Genomic DNA, 18,564 nt, shown 5'->3' on the forward strand with positions numbered 1-18,564 from the left:
AAGATGATCCACAACGGCATCGAGTACGCCGACATGCAGTTCATCGGCGAGGCCTACGACCTGCTCAAGGGCGCCGGGCTGAGCGCCACCGAGGCGGCCGACGTGTTCGCGACGTGGAACACCGGCGACCTGGACTCCTACTTGATCGAGATCACCTCCGAGGTGCTGCGTCAGGTCGACGCCGAGACCGGCAAGCCGCTGGTCGACGTCGTCGTGGACGCCGCGGGCATGAAGGGCACCGGCACGTGGACGGTGCAGGAGGCGCTCAACCTGGGCGTCCCGGCTGCCGCCATCGCCGAGGCCGTCTTCGCCCGCGCCGCCTCCTCCAGCCCCGAACTGCGCAAGGCGGCTCAGGCCGCTTTGCAGGGTCCGGACGGCACGGTCGACGTGGCCGACCGCGACGCCTTCATCGAGGACGTCCGGCAGGCGCTGTGGGCCTCCAAGGTCGTCGCCTACGCCCAGGGCCTGAACCTGATCAAGATCGGCGCCCGTGACTACGGCTGGGACATCGACGTGGCTGCGGTGGCGCGCATCTGGCGGGCCGGCTGCATCATCCGGGCCAAGCTGCTGGATCGCATCGCCAACGAGTACGCCGCCGGCAACCTGGAGACCCTCCTGGAGGCTCCCTCGATCGCCGCCGGCCTCGCCGAGTCGAACCCGGCCTGGCGTCGCGTCGTGGGCACGGCCGCCGCGGCGGGCGTCCCGATCCCCGGCTTCAGCTCTGCCTTGTCGTACTACGACCTGGTCCGCGCGCCGCGCACCAACGCGGCGCTCACGCAGGGGCTGCGCGACTTCTTCGGATCGCACACCTACCAGCGCGTCGACAAGGAGGGCACCTTCCACACGCTGTGGTCGGGTGACCGCACCGAAGTGCAGGAGTGACGCGTTCTTCACGCACACAAGCAGGCGGGTCCGGGGAATCCCCGGGCCCGCTTCGTCGTTGAGGTGGGTATGAAGATCGACATCTGGTCCGACATCGCCTGCCCGTGGTGCTACATCGGCCTGACCCGCTTCGAGCGTGCGCTGACGGAGTTCCCGCACCACGACGGCGTCCAGGTGACGGTACACAGCTTCCAGCTGGATCCGAGCCTGCCCGACTCCTACGAGGGCACCGAAGCCGAGTACCTGGCCAGCCGCAAGGGCATCAGCGTGACCCAGGCGGAGTCCATGTTCGGGCAGGTGGCCCAGGCCGCCGCCACCGAGGGGCTGAGCCTGCGCTTCGACACCCTCGCGGTCGCGAACTCCCGGCGGGCCCACCGACTCCTCCACGCCGCCCTGAAGGCCGATCCGAGCGGCGCGACGCAGCGTCGACTCAAGGACGCGCTGTTCCGGGCCCACTTCACCTCGGGTGAGTCCATCTCCGACCCCGAGGTGCTGGTCCGCCTGGCCACCACCGCCGGTATGAACGCGGAGGACGCTGCGGCCGCATTGGAGGACCCGGCACGCGACGCCGAGGTGGCGGCCGACATCGCCCGAGCCGTCGAACTGGGCATCTCCGGGGTACCGTTCTTCGTCCTGGACGGCCGCTACGGCATCTCCGGCGCCCAGCCGCGCGAAGTCTTCGACCGGGCGCTGACGACGGTGTGGGACGAACTGCATCCTCGGATCGAGCCGCTCAAGGTCCCCGGCCTGGAGGGATTCTCGACCGGCCCGGCCTGCGGACCTGACGGCTGCTGACCCAGGCGCCTCGCCGTGCACTAGTCTCGCGAACACCACCCCCATCCCCGAGGACCGAGATGACCCAGCCGAGCACCCCGACGGGGCCGCGCGGAGAGGCAGGCCGTGGCCGGCCGTACGTGCCGGGCGCCCCGCAGCGCGGACCGTACGTTTCCGCGCCCACACAGCTCCCCGGGCCACCGCCCAGCGTCTCGGCGTCCGGCCGCGTCACCCGCTGGCTGATCGCCCTCGCCGCCCTCGCCTCGGTCTATGCCGCGCTCGTCGAGGTGGTGGGCTGGGTCGCGATCGACGCCTACGCGCGCCGCGTCCCCGGCTCCGCAGCGGTGGTCCAGACCTACATCGAGCAGCAGGGGATCGCCGCGCTGCTCGGCATTCTCACCGTGTCGCTCGGCGGGGTGAGTTGGATGGTGTGGCAGTACCGGGCTGCCGCCCGGTTCGCTCCGGGCACGCTTCGGCGATCCCCGGCCTGGCATGCCTTCTGCTGGCTGCTCCCCGTCGCCGCCTGGGTTCTCCCGTTCCCGAACGTGCGCGATCTGGGGCGCCGTTCAGGGGCTGCGCTCGGGACGGGCACCCTCAGCGCCTGGTGGGCCTGCTGGGTCGGTGCTTCACTCCTGTGCCCGATCGGCCTGCGGCTGGCCGACCTGGCCGCCGACGTCTGGGCCGCGATCACCGCAGCCCAGGTCTCACTGGCAGGTCATCTGCTCCTGGTGGCGGCCGCCGTGCTGGCGTGGGGCGTGGTGGCACGGATCACCCGCGCGGTGGACGGCGGGCCTCAGGGCAACGCGGCGTAGGCGGCGTCCAGCAGCGGCTCCGGCGGGCACTCCCGCCCCGTGAACAGGCGGATCTGATCCAGTGCCTGCCCCACCAGCAGGTCGATCCCGGACAACTGCACGATGCCTGCGGCCCGGGCGGCGCGGTCCAGCGCGGTGGGATAGTGGTTGTAGGTGGCGTCAAAGCACACCGGCACCTCCCCCGCCAACGAGGCGGCCACCGGATCCGGCAGTGGGGCGCTCACGGTGGAGATCAGCAGGTCGGCCTGCCCACCTGCACCCTCGACACCCCACGGACCGTAGTCCACGAGGATGCCGAGCCGGTCGGCGAGACCCGCGAGGCTGGCCTCTGCCTTCGCCCGCGACCGCACCAGGACGCGCACCCGTGTGACGCCCAGATCAGCGAGGGCGGCGAGCGCCGATCGCGCCGTCGCGCCGTTGCCCACGAGAATGGCGCGCTCGGCGGCGGTGACCCCCGCCCGAGCCAGCGCCCCCAGCATCCCGGTCACATCGGTGTTCTCCACGCGTGCGGGCCGCCCCTCGCGCGCGAACACGAGCGTGTTTCCAGAATCCAGCAGCAGCGCCTGCGGGGACGCCGTGCCGAGGCCCAGCACGGCATGCTTCAGGGGGGCGGTACAGGACAGGCCGACCCACTCGGGACCGCACCCGGCCACGAACCCGGGCAGCCCGGCGGCGTCCAGTTCGACCCGGTCATACTCCCAGGAGCCCTCGATGCCCAGCACCAGATAGGCGGTGGTGTGAATCAGGGGGCTCAACGAATGGGCGATCGGCTGACCCGCCACCGCGCACCGCCACATCAGCGAGACTCCTGCGGCCCACGAGCCGCCCAGACCCGCGCGGCCGCCACGATCGGGGCGGGCAGCGGGGAGGGGACGCCACGGGCGTCTCCGTGGACGAGGATCGAGGTGGCCGTGGCGAGGACCGCGTCGTCGCCCGGGTCCACCAGGTCGGCGACCAGGGTCAGCGAGGTCCGTCCGACGCGCCCGATCGCCGTCCGCACCGCATACGGGGCGAGCCGGTGGCGCACCTGCCCCCGGTAGCGCAGATCTTGGCGGGCCACCATCCACGTGTGCTCGGAATCCCCCGTGCCGAGACCGGTGATCGACCCCTGGAGCAACGACTCCCGCATCGCGATCCGCGCCTCGGCGACATAGTCGAAGAACCGGACATTGTTGACGTGCCCGTAGCTGTCCAGATCCGACCAGCGCACCGCGATCGGGTGCTCGTGGAAGGCCTCGCCCACCGCGTACTCCCCCAGCGAAGGGAACTCCTCCACATCGGTGGACCGGCCCGCGAACCAGGCCCGCTCCGCCGGGGCGAGCCGCGCCGGGCGCCCCGCCACGAAATCGAAGTTCGCGAGTTGCGTCCGGGCGCGTGCCACCGTCGCCTCGCCCTGCCGGACGTCGTAGCCCAGCCAGAACTGCGCCGCGCCGACCGCCCCGACCCACAGGTCGACGTCGATCTCCTGCCCGTCGAACCGGGCGGGTGCCAGGTATTCCACCCGGTGCTCCACCACGATGATCCCGTCACCCAGCAGATGGGCGTGCGGGCTGTTCAGCAGGAAGTCGACGCGCGCTTCCTGCAGGAAGTCGACCACGTGCGCATTATTGATGTGCGCCTGGGCGTCCATGTCGACCCAGCGCAGCGGCACGCGGACGCGGTAGGCCTCCAAGATCAGTCCTCGACCTCGTACATCGAGTCGATCACGTCCGCGTAGTCCTGGCTGATCGCGGCCCTGCGCAGCTTCATGTTGGCGGTGACCCCGCCCCGCTCCACCGACAGCTCGTGGTCCAGGATCTGGTACTTCTTGACCGTCTCCCAGCGTTCGAGCTTGCGGTTGGCGCGCGTCATGAACCGATCGATCGAGACCCGCATCTCCGGCAACTGGGTCACCTCGGCGTAGCTGAGACCCTCCTTGCCGTGCCGCTTCGCCCAGTTCTCCACCGCGGCCGGATCCAGGGTGAGCAGCGCCGAGATGTACTTGCGGCCGTCCCCGACGGCGACCGCCTGGGAGACGTAGGGAATGTTGGCCGCCAGCGCGCCCTCCACCTTCTGCGGGGCGACGTACTTGCCACCGGAGGTCTTCATCAGGTCCTTCTTGCGGTCGGTGATCCGCAGGTAGCCTTCGGCGTCCAGTTCCCCGATGTCGCCGGTATGGAACCAGCCGTCGGCGTCCAGCACCTCGGCGGTCTGCTCGGGATCCTTGTGGTAACCGCGCATGACGCCCGGGCCCTTGAGCAGCACCTCGCCGTCCTCGGCGATGCGGAACTCCGATCCCGGCAGCGCCGGGCCGACCGTCCCGAACCGGGGGGTGTGCGGCACGTTGACCGCGGCGACCGCGGAGGTCTCGGTCAGGCCGTAGCCCTCCACGATGACGATGCCGGCGGAGTAGAACCACTCCTGGACCTGCTCGCTGAGCTTGGCCGACCCGGAGATGAAGAACTCGATGTTGCCGCCCATCTTCTCCTTCAAGGAGGAGAACACGAGGCGGTCGGCGATCGCGTAGGCGATCCCCATCGCGAACGGGAGCTTCTGCCCAGCCAGGCGGTAGGGCCGCGACTCGCGTCCCACAGCGAACGCCCAGCGGGCGATCTTGGCCTTCACGCCCGTGGCGGTGTTGGCCTTGACGGCGTTGCGCACCTTCTCGAAGATCCGCGGCGCCCCGCACATGAAGATGGGGTGGGTGGCGCCCAGGCCGGGGACGATCTGGTCGAGGCGTCCGTCGACGACCGACCCGAAGCCGATCTGCAACTGGATCATCATGACGGCCTTGCCGAAGACGTGGCTCAGCGGGAGCCAGAAGTACTGCAGCGAGTCCGGCCCGATGATGCCCAGGGCGTCCACGGCGGCGCCCTCGTACGTCCAGTTGCTGTGCACCAACTCGACACCCTTGGGCAACCCGGTCGTGCCCGACGTGTAGATGAGCGTGGCGAGGGTGTCGGGGGAGGTCGCCGCGACGGCGTCGTCGACCGAGGTGGGATGCTCGGCCAGGTGCGCACGTCCGGCCTCGCGCAGCGCGTCGAGGCTGAGGGCGTCGGGGTCGGAGCCGTCGAGCAGGACGACTCCGGCCAGCTTCTCGGTTCCGACCAGGTCGCGCAGCTTGGCCAGTTGGTCAGCGTTCTCGGCCACGAAGATCCGCGAATCCGAATGCGTGATGATGTGGGCGAACTCTTCCCCCTGGGTGTTGGGGTAGACCGTCGTCGTCGCTCCGCCTGCGCAGTTGATGGCCAGGTCGAGCAGCACCCACTCGATGCGGGTGCTGGACGCGATGGCGACGCGCTCTTCAGTGCCCAGCCCCAGCGCGAGCAGGCCCGCGGCGATCTCCCAGACGATCTCGCGGGTGCGCGTCCACGTCAGGCTGACCCAGGCGCCGTGGTCGTCCGGGTACCGGAAGGCCTCCGCCTGCGGTGACGCCGCGACGCGGTCGTTGAACATGGCCCCGACCGTGGGTGGGCGGGAATCAAGCCTCTGCTGGATGTCGGTCATCGTCGATCCTTTCCAGGGCCACCTCGGTCCGCCCCCGTTCCGTCTGGTCAGTCTAGGGGCATGAGCGCCAGTTGAAACTGCAAGTGACGGCTAGAGTGTCCCCATGCCCGAACCCGCGCCGACCCGATGGCTCAGCTCCGAGCAGCAGGAGATTTGGCGGGCCTACCTGGACGCGGTGGCCCACATCGACCGCCATCTCGATGAACGATTGCGGCCCTTCGGCCTCGACCTGGGCGAGTACGAGATCCTGGTGCGTCTCTCGGAGTCCGACGACCGCCAGATGCGGATGTCCGACCTCGCCTCGGCCGCACGTCAGTCACGTTCGCGCTTGACACACACCGTGTCCCGCATGGAGAAGAAGGGCCTCATCGAGCGGGCCCCCTGCCCCGAGGATCGACGCGGCGTGATCGCCACCTTGACCCCGGAGGGCATGGATCTGCTGATCGCGGCCGCCCCCGAGCACGTCTCCTCGGTGCGCGACGTGTTCGTCGACATCGTCGCCCCGGAGGACTTCTCGGCGCTGGGACGCGCCATGGCTGCGGTCAACGCGGTGGCACACTGACGGCGTGACCGTGACCAGCCGCAACCCGAGGGCGGCTTCGTCGCCCACGATCCTGCCGGGCGTCGACGCCAGCACCCTCACCCGCGGCCTGTACTCCACCGACGCCTCCCTGTATCGCATCGTTCCCGAGGGCGTCGCGACCCCCCGAGACGCCGACGAGCTCGCCGCCCTGGTCGACGCGGCCCTCGCGGCGGGCGTCCCGCTGACGCTGCGCGGGGCGGGCACCTCGTGCGCAGGTAACGCCGTCGGCCCCGGCGTCGTCGTCGATGTGGCTCGGCACCTGACCAGCATTCGTGCTCTCGACCCCGAGGCGCGCACCGCCGACGTCGACCCGGGCGTGGTGCAGGACGTGTTGTCGCGCCGAGCCCAGCGTGACGGGCTGCGGTTCGGTCCGGATCCCTCCACCTTCACCCGCTGCACCATCGGCGGGATGATCGGCAACAATGCCTGCGGTCCGCGAGCACTGGGGTACGGCCGCACCTCCGACAACGTGATCGCCCTCGACGTCATCACCGGCACGGGCGAGCGGCTGCGCGTCGATGCGCGCACGGACCTGCGCACCTCCGACTCCCCCACGCTGCGCGCTCTGCATGCGCTGGTCATGGCGAACCTGGGCTTGATCCGCACCCAGTTCGGGCGGTTCGGACGCCAGGTGTCCGGCTACTCCCTGGAGTGGCTGTTGCCCGAGAACGGCTTCGACGTGGCGAAGTTCCTCGCCGGCACCGAGGGCACGCTGGGCGTCATCACCGGCGCCACCGTCCGGCTCGTCGCCGATGCCCCCGCCAAGACGATGGTCGCCCTCGGCTACCCGACGATGCCCGAGGCCGCCGACGCCATGCCCGCGATCCTCCCGTTCCGTCCCACCGCCGTGGAGGGCATGGACGCCCGGATCGTCGACGTGGTCCGCCGCACCCTCGGGGAGTCGGCCGTCCCGGCCCTACCGGAGGGGGCCGGCTGGGTGTTCGTCGAACTCGTGGGCGAGCACGCCGACGAACTGGCCTCCCGCGCCGCCGACCTGGTGGCCTCGTCTGGGTGCCTGGAGGGCTGGGTCGTGGCCGATCCGGCCATCGCCAGCGCGCTGTGGAAGATCCGCTCCGACGGCGCAGGCCTGGCCGGGGTGAGCCTCGATCGTCCCGCCTACGCGGGCTGGGAGGACGCGGCGGTACCCCCCGAAAAGCTGGGCGCCTACCTGAGAGACTTCGACGCTCTCCTGGAGCGCCACCATCTGCACGGGCTTCCCTACGGGCACTTCGGGGACGGCTGCGTCCACTGCCGCATCGACTTCCCCCTCACCCAAGCCGACGACGGGGCGGCCCAGTACCGGGCCTTCATCGAGGAAGCGGCCGACCTGGCGGCCTCCTACGGCGGTTCGATGTCGGGCGAGCATGGCGACGGGCGGGCACGCTCGGAACTGCTGGGGCGGATGTACACCCCCGAGGCGCTGGATCTGTTCGCCGCCGTCAAACAGATCTTCGACCCGCGCAACCTGCTCAATCCGGGCGTCCTGGTCGACCCGGCCCCACTCGACGCCGACCTGCGCGCCCCGCAGGTGCGCCGCTCGCCGCTGTTTCGGGCGGACCCCCAGTTCGTCGAGGACGTGCACCGTTGCACCGGCGTCGGCAAGTGCGTCTCGGCGTCGCTGGCGGGCGTCATGTGCCCGAGCTGGCAGGCCACCCACGACGAGAAGGACTCCACGCGCGGCCGGGCCCGGATCCTGCAGGAGATGATCAACGGCACGCTGGTCACCGACGGCTGGCGCAGCGCCGAGGTGCATGAGGCCCTGGATCTGTGCCTGTCCTGCAAGGGCTGCTCGCGCGACTGCCCCACCGGCACCGACATGGCCGCCTACAAGTCCCGCGTCCAGTACGAGGCGTTCAAGAAACGGCTGCGCCCGTTGGACCACTACTCGATGGGCTGGCTGCCACGCTGGGGGCGGATGGTGAGCGCCGTGCCGCTCCTGCCCCAGGTGGCGAACTTCTTCATGCAGACGCCGGGGCTCTCGACGCTCGTGAAGAAGGCTGCGGGTGTGGACACGCACCGGGGTATGCCGCGCTTCGCCGCCGGATCGCGTCGCGCCGCCGCCCGCAAGGAGTTCGACGGGCGCCCCGGCACCAAGGGCGAGGTCGTGTTGTGGGTGGACTCGTTCTCGGACGCCTTCGCCGGGAACCACGTCGCCACCATGGCGGCCGTGTTGATCGCGAACGGCTGGACGCCCCGGCTGCTGGAGCGCAAGGCCTGCTGCGGCCTGACCTGGATCACCACCGGGCAACTCGACGGGGCCGCCCGGGAACTCCGCAACGCCACCGACGTGCTGCACCCCTACGCCGCACGCGGGATCAAGATCGTCGGCACCGAGCCGAGCTGCCTGGCCGTGTGGAAGTCCGACGCCGCCGAACTGGTGCCTGAGGACCCGCGCGTCGGCGAGGTCGCCGCCGCAGTGATGACGCTGGCCGAGTTCCTCGCCCACGACCCCACCTTCGAGGTGCCGGATTTGAGCGGACACACCATCGTCGCCCAGCCGCACTGCCACGAGGCGTCGGTGATGGGCTGGGACGCCGAGGCGACACTGCTGGCGGCCACCGGCGCCACCGTGGTGAAGGTGCAGGGCTGCTGCGGACTGGCGGGCAACCACGGCATGATCGCCGGTCACTACGACTTCTCCAAGGCTGTCTACGCCACGAACCTCGAACCGGCCCTGGACGCCGCCGGCGAGGACGCGATCGTGCTGGCCGACGGGTTCTCCTGCCGCACCCAGCTCGACGATCTGCGCGGCCTCCAGGCGCTCACCTTCGCGGAACTCCTCGCCGCGCATTCCGCCTAGGCACCAGCTACGGGCGACCGTGTCGGTCGGAAGGAGGCGCGCGGCACTAACCTGGGCCGCTGTGACGCCTCTCCTTGCCCACGACGACGCCCGATCGCTGCTCAGCGCGTGGGATGCTCCCAACCCGGGCCAAGAAGCCCTCGCGCAGGCCTACCTGGGCTTCCTGGCCGCGCGCTCCGACGCCACATCCCGGTCGTGCGCGCCCGGTCACCTCACCGCCTCGGCGCTCATCTTCAGCCACGATCTGACCAGCGTCGCGCTGGTGCTGCATGGGCGGTTCGGGATGTGGATTCAGGCGGGCGGTCACATCGAGCCCGCCGACGCGACCCTCCTCGAGGCCGCCACCCGTGAGGTGCGTGAGGAACTCGGGCTGGAGGTGGACCTGGTGGGCCCCGCGACCCTCAACGTGCACCCGGTCATCTGCCGCGGCTACACGCACGAGACCCGGCACTTCGACGTGCGGTTCGTCGGCCGGGCGGAACCGGGCGCGGTGCTGACGTGTTCGGACGAGTCCCGCGACGTCGCCTGGTGGCCACTCGACGCCCTCCCCGAGGATGCCCGCGCGGAGTTGCTGGAGCTGATCGAGCTCGGACGCGCCCGCCTGGCCGCCCAATAGCAGACCGGGCGGCTCGCGCGGCCTATACTGGGCGCCGATCCCCAGCCCTTCGTTCCAAGGACGGTTCATGCCCGAGTTCGTGTTCACCATGCACAACGTGCGCAAGACACTGGGTGAGAAACTCATCCTCGACAACGTCACCCTGTCGTTCTACGAGGGCGCCAAGATCGGCGTCGTCGGCCCGAACGGCGCGGGCAAGTCGACCATGCTCAAGATCATGGCGGGGCTGGAGAAGCCCAACAACGGCGAAGCCATGCTCGGCAAGGGCAAGACCGTGGGTCTGCTGCAGCAGGAGCCGCCCCTGACCGAGGACAAGACGGTCATGGAGAACATCGAGGAGGCCGTCGCCGACACCAAGGGCATGCTCGACCGGTTCAACGCGATCGGCATGGAGATGGCCGAACCCGATGCCGACTTCGACGCCCTCATGGACGAAATGGGCACGCTGCAGACCGAACTCGACCACCGCAACGCCTGGGATCTGGAAAGCCAGCTCGAGCAGGCCATGGACGCCCTCCAGTGCCCGCCCGGGGACACCCCCGTCAACGTGCTGTCCGGAGGTGAGCGCCGCCGCGTCGCGCTGTGCAAGCTCCTGCTCGAACAGCCCGACCTGCTGCTGCTCGATGAGCCCACCAACCACCTGGACGCCGAGAGCGTCAACTGGCTGGAGGGCCACCTCAAGAGCTACCCGGGCGCCGTGTTGGCCGTCACCCACGATCGGTACTTCCTCGACAACGTCGCCCAGTGGATCTGCGAGATCGACCGCGCCCACCTGCACCCGTATGAGGGCAACTACTCCACCTACCTGGAGACGAAGAAGTCCCGGCTGCAGATCGAGGGCAAGAAAGACGCCAAGCGCGCCAAGATCTTGGAGCGCGAACTCGAATGGGTGCGTGCCAACCCGAAGGCCCGCCAGGCCAAGAACCGGGCCCGCCTGGCCCGCTACGAAGAACTCGCCGCTGAGGCGGAGCGCACGCGCGCACTCGACCTGGCCGAGATCAACATCCCGCCCGGCCCCCGTCTGGGCGCCGAGGTGCTGGAGGCCTCCCACCTCACCAAGGGCTTCGGCGACCGCGTCCTGATCGACGACCTGAGCTTCTCGCTGCCCCGGGCGGGCATCGTCGGCATCATCGGCCCCAACGGCGTCGGCAAGACCACCCTGTTCAAGATGGTCACCGGCAGCGAGGAGCCCGACGCGGGCGAACTGCGCGTCGGACAGACCGTGTCGTTCAGCTACGTCGACCAGAACCGCTCCGGCATCGACGCGAAGAAGAACGTCTGGGAGGTCGTCTCCGACGGCCTGGACTTCATCAAGGTCGCCAACTTCGAGATGCCCAGCCGCGCCTACGTCGCCTCCTTCGGCTTCAAGGGCCCCGATCAGCAAAAGCTCGCAGGCGTGCTGTCGGGCGGCGAGCGGAACCGGCTCAACCTGGCGCTCACGCTGAAGCAGGGCGGCAACGTCCTGCTTCTCGACGAGCCCACCAACGACCTCGACGTCGAAACCCTCCAGAGCCTCGAGGACGCTCTGCTGGAGTTCCCGGGCTGCGCTGTGGTCATCTCCCACGATCGCTGGTTCCTGGATCGGGTCGCCACCCACATCCTCGCCTGGGAGGGGACCGACGAGAACGAGGCCAACTGGTTCTGGTTCGAGGGCAACTTCGCCGACTACGAGCAGAACAAGGTTGCCCGCCTGGGCGCCGACGCCGCACGGCCTCACGCCAGCAAGCACCGCCGCCTCACGCGCGACTGATCCGACCTGAACGAGCCGGGGCCCGCACGGCCCCGGCTCGGGCACGTTCACACCGGAAGCGATTCCCGGTGGGCGGCGGTGACGTCGCCGAACTCGCCGGCCTCCCCCGCACCCGGTTCCACGCTTGGAGCCGTCGGGGTAGAACGCGCACCAACACGACGGAAGGTGGACGCACCGCGGCGCAGGTCGTGCGCCACCCACGCCGCCTCGACCGTGTACCCCTCTCGTGGGTAGCCGGCCTCGTCGCTCCAGCGATCCAGCCGCAGTCGCCCGCCGACGATCACGGCGTCCCCCTTGGCCACGCTGTCGCGCACGTTCGCCGCCAGACGACGCCAGCAGACGACGCGGTACCAGGCGGTCGGGAGGTCGACCCAGATCCCGTCGCGTTGCACGCCCGGGGTGCAGGCCAACGAGAACGATGCCCTGCCCCCATGCTCGTCGTGGTCGCGCCAGGCCACGTCCGCGCCCACATTGCCCGTGATGACGATCTCGGCTTCCATTCCCGTGCCTTCCTCCTTGGATGCCCGGAGGTTAGGCGGCCCGCGCCAGCACGCCCAGAAGCGTCAGCGAGCCCGCTCGACCGCGGCACGGGCCTCGGCCAGTCGGGTCAGTTCGGCGCGGATCGGATCGATCACTTCCGTATCGACGACGGATGCCACCGACGCCGTCAGCGCCTGCGCGGCCTGCCGCTGCTTCACCCGCGCGCCCGCCTCGACGAACACTCGGCTGAGAAGGCCGAAGACGACTCCGATCCCCACCCCGCCGAGCACCAGCAGCGTGGGCAGGGGCCAGCCCTGCCACACGAGCATGGGGACCTCGACCGGCGCCTGCAGCACAGCCAGCACCAACGGAGCCAGCAACCAGCCGCCACCGACCAGGACAGCCACGATGCCCAGCCATTGCAGGACCGTCACCACGCTCCACCAACCGTGACCGGAGTTCATGCGCAGGTCGGTCGCCCCGATGGCGGCGTCGATGCGGTCAGCCAGCACGCCACGATCGGATCGTGCGGCGGCCTTGATCCGGTCGGCCCAACCGCGGGGTAGACCCATGGTGCTCAGCTCGATCACCTGACGCAACGCGGCGTCCAGGCGCGCGCGCTGCACCGGGGTGGCTTTCGGCAGCGACGTCCGGGCCACCTCGGTCGGGCCTGGGCCCCGGTCGATGCGCAGCCGCCGCAACGGGTCGGGCCGCAGCCGCCGCAGCCAGGTGATCAGCGGCCAGCCGGTCGCAAGAGTGCCGCGGTGCCGCCACGCCTGCAACACCCCCTCGGTGACCACGGGCACGCCGGACGCCTCCGCGACGCTGGCGTGCAACGCGGACACGTCCCCTCGCGACAGGGTAGGAACCGGACCCGAGCCGAGCGCCTCGCCCACCAGCGCGGCCTCCCGGGCGATGTCGGCGGCGAACCGTCGTGCGGTGATCTCCTTGTCGCGGGCGGCGTCCGCGATCAGTTCACGCAGCGGCCCCAGTCCCTCTCCGCGCAGCGCGGAGACGGCCACGAGCCTCGTCGCGGCGAGTCCCTCGCTGTCCAGCAGACGACGCAGGTCCGCCATCGTGGCCCGGCGCTGTTCGGGATTGAGCCGGTCGACCTGGTTCAGTGCCACCACCATCAACGCGGCATGACCGGCGAGGGGCTTGAGGTAGCCGTCGTGCAAGGCGCTGTCGGCGTACTTCTGCGGATCCACGACCCACACCAGCATGTCGACCACCTTCACGAGCCGGTCGACGGTGACCCGATGGGCAGCCTCGGTCGAGTCGTGGTCGGGCAGGTCCAGCAGCACCAGCCCGTCCGGAACGGTGCTCCGCGGGGGGATCACGTGCCGGCCGCCGACTTGAAGCCAGTCCAGCAGCCGCGTGGGCGCCTGCGTCCCCCAGGCCACCGCCATGGCCTCGCTCGTCGTCGGCCGGGTCACCCCCGGCTTGGCGAACTCGGTCTCGGACAGCGCGTTGAACAGGCTCGACTTGCCCGAACCGGTGGCCCCGGCCAGAGCGACGACCGTGTGATCTCCGGCGATCGCCAGCCGCTGGCCGGCACGATCGATGAGGGCGTCCGCCGGAGCCAGCACCTCGTCGGGGACCCGTCCGCGGCTCAGGTCGACCACCCGGTCCAGGGCCGTCAGCCGGGAGGCCAAGGTGGCCTGCTCAGCCTTCATCGGGCACCTCGACGCGGATGCCGTCGGCGTGCCCGACGGGATCGAGCACGATCCCGCTGACCACCTCTCCGGATACCTCCGACCTGGTCAGTGCGCTCGCCGCCTGGGCTGCGGCGAGCGCCGGCTCCGTGGCGATGCAGGACATCACCGCGTCCACGCCGCCCCTGATCGCCACCGCCGCCGACGGGTCGACCCCGCTCGCCCCCAAGGCGCGGTCGTAGCGCGCCAACTCCACGGCCAGGACGGCCTCGATGCGGGCGTCCAGTTGCTCCTTGGCCAGGCGAGTCAGCCGACGCACCGTGTCGTCACCGAAGACCGCCTCCAGCAAACGCTGGGCCAGCACCGCCGTCCCGCCGGCCACCCCCACCTCGGCCCCGGTGAGCCCACCGGTCTGCGTGAAGACCACGATCATCAGCGCGACGCCGACACCGTTGACGCCGAGCGCGAGGTAGCGCGCCTTCGACCGCTTGGAGGCCCCCACCTCGCTGACGAGTTCCAGCACGTCACCTTGCCAAGAACGGATCGCAGCGCTGACGGCATCCGGGAACCCGGGAGACGTACGCGCCAGGTCGTCCCGGGTGAGGGCGATGACGATGCGTCCGGCCGGGTGCGCGGCCCAGGACGACTCGGCACGTTCGGCGGCCGCGTCACCCTCTTCGCGGACGAAGGCCTCCAGCCCCGACTCCACCGCCAGCTTGACCTCGTTGACCTGGCGTGGCTCCCCCCGCAGCGTCGCGCGCAGCTTGTCACGCAGCCAGCCAATCCGCTGCTCGACGGCCCGCATGAACTCACCGGTGCCCACGAAGTCCTGCCAGCGTGCCAGCACCTCGCCACGCAACAGGGATCCATCGGACGTCTGCACGGCGATGGTGCGCGCTGCTTCGGCGAAACTCCGATCGGCGTCGCCGCGAAGTTGCGCCAGCGCCTCCGCCTCGCCGTCGACCGCGTCGGCCACCGAGGGAGCCGATGCCGCGATCGACGCGATCGCGCCATCCAGGGTCTGCAGAACGACCGCCTGACGGCTGGCCTGATCGGCAGCCAAGGTGGCCAGCCAGGTGCGGATCGGCGCGACGGCCGCATCGGGCAGCATGCCCGCAGCGTTCGTGGCCGTCTCCGGGACCGCGAACAGCGGGGACCGTCCCAGGCCACGCTCGACCATGAGTCGCCCCAGATGCGGGGGCACCTCGATCATGGCGGCGGGTGGGACGCGATCGAGGACGACCGCGACAGCCGCGGAGCGCTCGGCGGCCGACAGCAAGTACTCCCACGGGACCGCGTCGGCGTACCGGGCGGCCGAAGTCACGAACAGCCACAGGTCCGCTGCGGCCAGAAGCTGTCCGGCCAGCAGCCGGTTCTCCGCCACGACCGAATCGACGTCCGGGGCGTCGAGGAGCGCGAGCCCACGCGGCAGGGCGGAGTGCGGGACGAGTTGCAACGTGTGGGTGTCATCAGCCGGGTCGAAGCTGCGCGCCAGCCCGGGCAGGATCCGGTCCGAGGTGAAGTACTCAGCCTCATCGGGGTGATAGACGAGGACGGGGCTGCGGGTCGTGGGCCGGATGACGCCCGGCCGGGACACGACCCGGCCCAGCAGCGAGTTGATGAGGGTGGACTTCCCGGCACCCGTGGATCCGCCGATGACGGCCAGCAACGGCGCGTCCAAAGTGGCCAACCGCGGCAGCACATAGTCGTCGAGTTGAGCGACCATCGCCTTCGCCGACGCCGCGGCCGGCGCGGACCCCGGAAGCGACAGGGGAAGACGCACGTCCGCCAGGACGGACCGCAGCCCGGTCAGTGCCTCCGTCAGCGCGGCTGTGCTCATCGACTCCCTACCCCTTCGGCGGCCCCCAGCGCGGATCGACCGGCGAGTACCCCGGTGAGCCTACCTGTCCAGGCAGGAATGATGCAGGTGCGTAGCCAGGCGGAGCCCAGGTTCCGGCGGCGGGGGTGCGGCGGCGGCGCCGCAGCCAGGCGGGCAGCTTGGGCAGTTGGAGCTTCTGGACGGCGGGGTCGGTGACGGCCACCGGGGCGAGCGCGCGCGCCTCGTCGAGCAATGTCCGCGCGCGGAGAGCGCCGGCCGCGTCGACGGTGCCGTGGAGTTCCGCATCCCGCAGGTAGGCCAGCTCGCTCATCGTGCGCTGGATCCGCAGGGTCGCGAACATCGCCCGCCAGCCATACGTCAAGGAGATGAAGAAGCAGGCCCAGCGGGTGCGCTGCCGGGTGAACAGCACCACGACGTTGGGCGGAAGCCATCCCATGTCCACATAGTCGCCGAGGCGGTCGCGCTGTCGACGCCCCTCGGCCAGGATCCGACGAATCAGATAGATGATCAGCGACAGGGCGATCGCCCAGCCGATGATGGCCATCACCGTGTCGTCCAGCCCGACGCTGGCGAAGAAGTTGAACACCATGTGCCCGAGCGCCGCGGCCAGGTAACCGACCAGCGGAGCGATGATCCGCACGATCTTGCTCTGCGCGCGCAGACCGACGATGAAACCGAGCGCCATCAGCGTGGTGAACAGGGGGTGCCCGAAGGCCGTCTTGACGCCGCGGAGGAAGACGATGGTGTTGAGGGCCTGCTCCGGGTCCCCGGTGCCGATGGTCATCGACGAGTACACGATGACGCGGCTGTAATAGAGGATGTTCTCGGTGAACGCGAAGCCCGCCGCCGACAGCCCGGCGAGCGTCACCGCCTGCAGCGTGGACACGATCCGGTAGCGGACCGCCACGGCGATGAAGAACACGATGGTGGCCTTGGTGGCCTCCTCGACGAACGGCGCCACGAATACCGCCGCCCGGGCACCCGAGGACGGATCCGCCCCGACGATCGCCATCTGCCGACTCGCCCAAGTGTTGATCACCATGGACAAGGCGGTCGACACGGCAGCCCCCCAGCCCAGCGCCAGGTACCAGAACCCCAGACGCATCGGCCGGAACCGGTCCAGTGCGACGAAGGCCGCGACCCACACGGCCAAGGTGGGCAGCGCCAGCAGCGCGGAGCGGCGGATCGCGCTCAGGTTCAGCCCGGGGACCTCCCCGCCGCCCTCGGTCGGCGTGGGCGTCACCGACGTGACATACATCCACCCGAGGCAGGCGGCGAACAGTGCGGTCGCTCCGAGGAAGACCCACAACCAAGGGCTGCGCAGAATCTTGACCGCCCAATGACCCGGACGTGCCTCCTTGGTCACCGGAAGACCGCTGGCACGCAGCGATCGCGCCGCTTCGAGCTCGGAGGTCATGGTTCCCAGGGTAGCGGCGCCGCCAACCCTGCCGACTGCGGTCGCGAGGGACGAACACGTGACCCGCCCGCCTCGCCGGGCTCGGCCGCTCCCCCCTACAATCGCCACGGGCCCCCGTAGCTCAGGGGACAGAGCAGCGGCCTTCTAATCCGACGGTCGGAGGTTCGAATCCTCCCGGGGGCGCCCGCCGCTGCAGGCGTCCCCCGATTCCGCGTGGGGAGCGCTCGCCGGGACTCGCCGTGCTCGGGTGTAGGTTCCCCAGGAGTGACCCGCGAGCAGATGAGCCCTCAGCACTGGCGCACCCTGACGGTGTCGGTCTACCTGCCCACCACGCTCGCACTGGTCGGCTTCGGCGCCGTGACCCCGCTCATCGCTATCACCGCGCAGGATCTCGGGGCATCCCTGGCCCAGTCGGCCCTGGTCGTCTCCCTGCTGGGTATCGGCGCTCTGGTCGGGGCGCTTCCCGCCGGAATCATCGCCGATCGTCTCGGCGAGCAGCGTGCGCTCGTGGCGTCGCTGATCGTGGACGCCGCCGCCATGGCGGTCGCCGCCTTCGCGCCGAACTTCGTCGTCTTGGGAATCGCCGTCTTCGTCTTGGGCGTCTCGGAAGCCGTCGTGACCATCGCCCGGCAGTCCTTCGTCACCGAGTTCGTGCCGCTCACGCACCGGGCGCGCGCCCTGTCCACGCTGGGCGGGGTGTTCCGGATCGGGTCGTTCATCGGCCCTCTCGCCGGGGCGGCGGTGGTGACGCTGGGCGGGCTCCGCGCCGCCTACTGGCTGGCCATCGCCACGTCACTGGCTGCAGCGATCATCAGCGCGTGGCTGCCCGACGTCGAGCGCGAGGCGCCACCCGGGGCGGCGCCCGTCCACATGGCCGCGATCCTGCGCGCGCACGCGATGACGTTCCTGACGCTGGGCGTGGGCGCCGCCGCACTCACGCTGGTGCGTGCGTCCCGGGACGCCCTGCTGCCGCTGTGGGCGACCTCCATCGGCCTGGACGCCGCCCAGACCAGCCTGGTCTTCGCGGCCAGTTCGTTGGTGGACCTGACCTTGTTCTACCTGGGCGGCTCGATGATGGACCGGCTCGGACGCCGGGCTGTCGCCGTCCCCGCCATGCTCATCATGGGGACGTGCTTCGGTCTCCTGCCGCTGGCGGCCACCGGCATCGGCCTGGGCGCGGTCGCCCTGGGGCTGGGGTTGGGCAACGGCATCAGCGCAGGCGTGGTGATGACGCTCGGCTCGGACGCCTCCCCCGCCGTCGGCCGAACCCAGTTCCTGGCCGGATGGCGCCTCACCACGGGCATCGGGGGCGCCCTGGGTCCGGTGATGATCAGCGCCCTGGCTGCGGTGGCGTCCCTGTCGGCGGCCGCCCTCGCCGTGGCCGCCATCGGTTGGCTGGGCGCAGCCTGGTTGTGGCACTGGGCGAGCCCGCCGGGCGACTCCCCTGCCTCCCGGGACGCTTCGGCCAG

General features: G+C 70.5%; 14 protein-coding genes, 1 tRNA gene and 1 pseudogene. 9 read left to right on the forward strand and 7 right to left on the reverse strand.

Annotated elements, in window-relative coordinates:
- From V7E09_RS08605 to V7E09_RS08615, 3 genes and pseudogenes are all read left to right on the forward strand, one after another.
- Positions 1-882, forward strand: a pseudogene (locus V7E09_RS08605) (NADP-dependent phosphogluconate dehydrogenase); the annotation flags it as partial.
- A 69-nt stretch (positions 883-951) separates the two neighbouring features.
- Complete coding sequence (locus V7E09_RS08610) at positions 952-1,677, forward strand: DsbA family oxidoreductase (RefSeq protein WP_324523261.1); 726 nt, start codon at positions 952-954, stop codon at positions 1,675-1,677.
- Positions 1,678-1,736: 59 nt separating this feature from the next.
- Complete coding sequence (locus V7E09_RS08615; protein WP_324511823.1) at positions 1,737-2,468, forward strand: DUF4328 domain-containing protein; 732 nt, start codon at positions 1,737-1,739, stop codon at positions 2,466-2,468.
- Here V7E09_RS08615 and V7E09_RS08620 read toward each other — a convergent pair.
- The 3 genes from V7E09_RS08620 to V7E09_RS08630 are packed head-to-tail and all read right to left on the reverse strand — an operon-like array spanning position 2,450 to position 5,954.
- Positions 2,450-3,265 carry a shikimate dehydrogenase family protein gene (locus V7E09_RS08620; protein ID WP_324523262.1) on the reverse strand — a complete coding sequence of 272 codons (816 nt, stop codon included), beginning with the start codon at positions 3,263-3,265 and terminating at the stop codon, positions 2,450-2,452. The genes V7E09_RS08615 and V7E09_RS08620 overlap by 19 nt on opposite strands.
- A complete protein-coding gene (locus tag V7E09_RS08625) occupies positions 3,265-4,140 on the reverse strand; it encodes an acyl-CoA thioesterase (protein ID WP_324511821.1) in 876 nt (291 codons plus the stop codon). The genes V7E09_RS08620 and V7E09_RS08625 overlap by 1 nt, the downstream gene beginning before the upstream one ends.
- A 2-nt stretch (positions 4,141-4,142) precedes the next feature.
- A complete protein-coding gene (locus V7E09_RS08630; protein WP_324523263.1) occupies positions 4,143-5,954 on the reverse strand; it encodes an AMP-dependent synthetase/ligase in 1,812 nt (603 codons plus the stop codon).
- Between the two features lie 103 nt (positions 5,955-6,057).
- Here V7E09_RS08630 and V7E09_RS08635 point away from each other — a divergent pair, with 103 nt between their 5' ends.
- From V7E09_RS08635 to ettA, 4 genes are all read left to right on the forward strand, one after another.
- Complete coding sequence (locus tag V7E09_RS08635) at positions 6,058-6,516, forward strand: MarR family winged helix-turn-helix transcriptional regulator (protein WP_324511819.1); 459 nt, start codon at positions 6,058-6,060, stop codon at positions 6,514-6,516.
- Between the two features lie 4 nt (positions 6,517-6,520).
- Positions 6,521-9,337 carry an FAD-binding and (Fe-S)-binding domain-containing protein gene (locus tag V7E09_RS08640; protein WP_324523264.1) on the forward strand — a complete coding sequence of 939 codons (2,817 nt, stop codon included), beginning with the start codon at positions 6,521-6,523 and terminating at the stop codon, positions 9,335-9,337.
- Between the two features lie 61 nt (positions 9,338-9,398).
- Entirely contained in the window at positions 9,399-9,953 is a 555-nt protein-coding gene (locus tag V7E09_RS08645; protein ID WP_324523265.1) for an NUDIX hydrolase, read from the forward strand.
- Between the two features lie 67 nt (positions 9,954-10,020).
- A complete protein-coding gene (ettA, locus tag V7E09_RS08650) occupies positions 10,021-11,703 on the forward strand; it encodes an energy-dependent translational throttle protein EttA (protein WP_324511816.1) in 1,683 nt (560 codons plus the stop codon).
- 47 nt (positions 11,704-11,750) lie between these two features.
- Here ettA and V7E09_RS08655 read toward each other — a convergent pair whose 3' ends face one another.
- The 4 genes from V7E09_RS08655 to V7E09_RS08670 all read right to left on the reverse strand — a co-directional run bounded on the left by V7E09_RS08655 (position 11,751) and on the right by V7E09_RS08670 (position 17,095).
- Complete coding sequence (locus V7E09_RS08655) at positions 11,751-12,203, reverse strand: single-stranded DNA-binding protein (RefSeq protein ID WP_324523266.1); 453 nt, start codon at positions 12,201-12,203, stop codon at positions 11,751-11,753.
- A gap of 63 nt (positions 12,204-12,266) precedes the next feature.
- Complete coding sequence (locus V7E09_RS08660; protein ID WP_324511814.1) at positions 12,267-13,859, reverse strand: GTPase; 1,593 nt, start codon at positions 13,857-13,859, stop codon at positions 12,267-12,269.
- Positions 13,849-15,678: an ABC transporter gene (locus tag V7E09_RS08665; RefSeq protein ID WP_324511813.1), complete on the reverse strand. Its 1,830-nt coding sequence runs from the start codon at positions 15,676-15,678 to the stop codon at positions 13,849-13,851. Before V7E09_RS08665 ends, V7E09_RS08660 begins: the two co-directional genes overlap by 11 nt.
- A gap of 7 nt (positions 15,679-15,685) precedes the next feature.
- Positions 15,686-17,095 (reverse strand): PrsW family intramembrane metalloprotease, encoded by a 1,410-nt coding sequence (locus V7E09_RS08670; RefSeq protein WP_324523267.1) that lies wholly within the window; start codon positions 17,093-17,095, stop codon positions 15,686-15,688.
- Between the two features lie 110 nt (positions 17,096-17,205).
- Between V7E09_RS08670 and V7E09_RS08675 the strand changes: the two genes are divergently transcribed.
- Together V7E09_RS08675 and V7E09_RS08680 are read left to right on the forward strand one after the other, a co-directional pair.
- Positions 17,206-17,278, forward strand: a tRNA-Arg gene (locus V7E09_RS08675).
- A gap of 81 nt (positions 17,279-17,359) precedes the next feature.
- Positions 17,360-18,564, forward strand: a 1,205-nt coding sequence (locus V7E09_RS08680; protein ID WP_324523268.1) for an MFS transporter, incomplete at its 3' end; no start/stop codon positions are given.

This window comes from Propioniciclava sp. (genome assembly GCF_036744435.1).
GTDB lineage: Bacteria > Actinomycetota > Actinomycetes > Propionibacteriales > Propionibacteriaceae > Propioniciclava.